We start from the raw sequence: 2607 nt of genomic DNA, 5'->3' as shown, positions 1-2607 counted from the left end.
GTGACTATGAGCGCTTATCCGAGCATCACGAGGCCATGGTCTTATGGGCGATGATCATCCTTATGGGACGACGACTCGCACGATCCACTTCTCCCAAGTCGCGCTGACGATCAGTTTGTACACGAGGTGATGCGGCGGGGACGGCCACCCGCCCACTTAGGGTCCAGCGCGGACAGCCCCCGCTCGTTGAAGGCATGGATGACGTCTCGCACGGTGTCCTCATCGGCCGCGACCAACTGCGCGATCGCCGCAACCGGCGTGCCACTGGCCGAGGCCATGATGATCAGCGCTCGCCGGACCCGGATCGACTCGTGCCGGCCTCGCCGGACAAGTCGTTGCAGCGTCTGTCCCTCCTGATCGGACAACCGCCGTGCTCGCACAGGTTCGGCCATACGGATCCTCCTGCCGTCATCGTGCATGTCGATACGACACTGAAGCAGAATCCGGCGAAGCCTGCGCAAGCCGTCGGGTGTGTCCGCGGCCCGGTGAACCTATGTGGTCACCGCACTAGCGAGGAGATGTCGGTTGGTTCCCATGACCAGGCCCTGAATGGCGAACCCGTGGAGCATTGGCGGGCCGGAAGGTAACCAAGGCGTGTGCTGCTGGCGTGGACCTCCGCAAGACGCATATGCGGAACGGCGGAATCGCACACGGCTGATGGGATCATGTAACGTGCCAGCAGGTGGGCTACCCGCTTCTCTGGCATGCGTGCGGCGGCGTCGTAGACGGCGATGATTTCGGCACGCTCGCACTCGGCGGCGATGGCGGGAAGGTCGGGGTCAGAGCGCCTGATACCGACCGGGCGGGCCACGTACAACGTGCCGACGGAGTTGTTGACGCCGCCCCAGACGCTGGCGTAGGCACGAGCGTGTTCGCGATTCCGGGTGAGGAAGACCCCACTGGCCTGGGGCGTCCGGCCGGATGCTTCAAGGCCGCATCCGTCTCGCGCAGGGTGAACAGACCTACGTGGTCGCCTGCAGGTCTCCCTGTCTCCAGGATTCTGCGCCTACAAGGATGGCAGCAATATGCTTCTTGATCACCGCTCGGACGCGTCGCTGATCGCCGTCGTACACGGCGCAGGTCTCGTGCACGAGCGGCTCGATGTCCGCGAGGTCCGCATGCGGCTCGGGCAGCGCGCCCGCGCTTTCCTTGCGGGCGAAGAAGTGCTCGTATTCATCGCACTAGCGGCGATTCTCGCCGAATCCCGCATTTTTGCAACGCCGCGCACAATGAAAGGCTGGTTTATGAGGGCATCATGCTCGCGACCTGTTGTTTCCTCTCCTACGGTTGCCGCCGCCGCGACCACGGAAGGTCGTACCGATGTCGGCCAGGAGGCGGTGGATGAACCCGTAGGACCGACCGAGCGAGGTAGCGATCTCCCGAACGGACTCGCCGGCGACGTACCTCTTCTGAACCGCTTTGGCAAGGGCGACGCGCTCTGCACCGACGGTGCGGGTGTGCTTCAAGGTAGGCATGCGCTCTCTCGTATTCTCGATATCGGGAACCCCGGGTTCCGCAGTTCGTGTCGCCACTGGTGACACGCACCACCCTGGCCTCGGACGACGTTAAGGATCAAGGTGTCGAGCGGTGTTCCTAGTGACACGGATCGGACTTCCTTGTGCCACCACCGCGAACGCCGCTTACCTGGCCTGTTGCCCATAACCGTGTCACCAGCACCACCAGGAACTGCGGAACTCCGGGGAACTGGTGGGGTTGTCACCCAGGTTCCCTCGAAGGTCTGTCAGCAGCCGACGGGTTTCTACGTGGGCTGAAAGCTCGTCGTGTGCGGGCATTCCGGGTGGACGACGGCTGCTTGATCGTCCCGGTGAAGGGAATGTCTGCAGGCTGACGAAGCGCAGGGCCGCTTGCCCGGAGCGAGGCTCCCTGCCGAACCTGGGATCACGACGAGCTTGCCGTTCGTCCCGGGCATCAGGTCCCCAGGGATTCGTCGGTTTGGGAGCACGGCGGAACCTCTCCTAGCGCCTTGATCTCGACCACACCGCCGAGATCCGTGGGCCACTTGTCAGGTCCAGCCACGACGAGGTCCCAGGTACCGTCCGAGCGCAGCCACGCGGCGACCGACACGGGCATGTCAGCCCACACGATCTGCGGGCATTCGTCCGTGATGTTCGTGGTGGTGCAGATTCTGGTGGCCACCTGGTGCCGGATGCACGTCATCAGCAATGTCACTGCGGCCTGCGCATCGCGGTCAACGGCCAGGTCGAACCTGGTGCGTTTGGGACTGATGCCCACCAGGTCACCTCCTCGGCCGTATGTTGTTATCTGTCGGGTTTCCAGCGAGCATGCCTCGTACCTCCCGGGTGGGCGTCATGTTGTGGGGCCGACTTTGTTTCGTGCGCGGTCGTCGTCGCCGCAGCCGCGGAAGGTCGTGCCAGCGTCTTCCAGGAGGGGGCGGTTGAGCCCACACGACCGGCCGAGGAAGGCGGCGATCGTCTGGATGGATTCACCGGCGGCGTACCTCCCGGGTTCCGCAGTTCGTGTCGCCACTGGTGACACGCACCACCCTGGCCTCGGACGACGTTAAGGATCAAGGTGTCGAGCGGTGTTCCTAGTGACACGGATCGGACTTCCTTGTGCCACCACCGC

The 2607-nt window shown here is 64.1% G+C and carries 3 protein-coding genes and 1 pseudogene; all 4 read right to left on the bottom strand.

The features are described from left to right. Positions 1 to 125: 125 nt before the first annotated feature. Positions 126 to 392, bottom strand: a pseudogene (locus ACTWPW_RS63750) (helix-turn-helix domain-containing protein); the annotation flags it as partial. 861 nt (positions 393 to 1253) lie between these two features. After that, positions 1254 to 1475 (bottom strand): helix-turn-helix domain-containing protein, encoded by a 222-nt coding sequence (locus ACTWPW_RS63745; RefSeq protein ID WP_443174966.1) that lies wholly within the window; start codon positions 1473 to 1475, stop codon positions 1254 to 1256. Positions 1476 to 1929: 454 nt separating this feature from the next. Further along, complete coding sequence (locus tag ACTWPW_RS63740; protein ID WP_443174965.1) at positions 1930 to 2253, bottom strand: hypothetical protein; 324 nt, start codon at positions 2251 to 2253, stop codon at positions 1930 to 1932. 75 nt (positions 2254 to 2328) lie between these two features. Next, complete coding sequence (locus tag ACTWPW_RS63735) at positions 2329 to 2508, bottom strand: helix-turn-helix domain-containing protein (RefSeq protein WP_443174967.1); 180 nt, start codon at positions 2506 to 2508, stop codon at positions 2329 to 2331. Positions 2509 to 2607: the final 99 nt, after the last annotated feature.

It is taken from the genome of Nonomuraea sp. KM90 (assembly GCF_052246675.1).
Lineage (GTDB): Bacteria > Actinomycetota > Actinomycetes > Streptosporangiales > Streptosporangiaceae > Nonomuraea.
This window is presented reverse-complemented; position numbering and strand designations above follow the sequence as displayed.

Excerpts from the sequence above, each read along its gene's own strand:
- ACTWPW_RS63745 (WP_443174966.1), bottom strand. The coding sequence starts at position 1,475 with ATGCCTACCTTGAAGCACACCCGCACCGTCGGTGCAGAGCGCGTCGCC.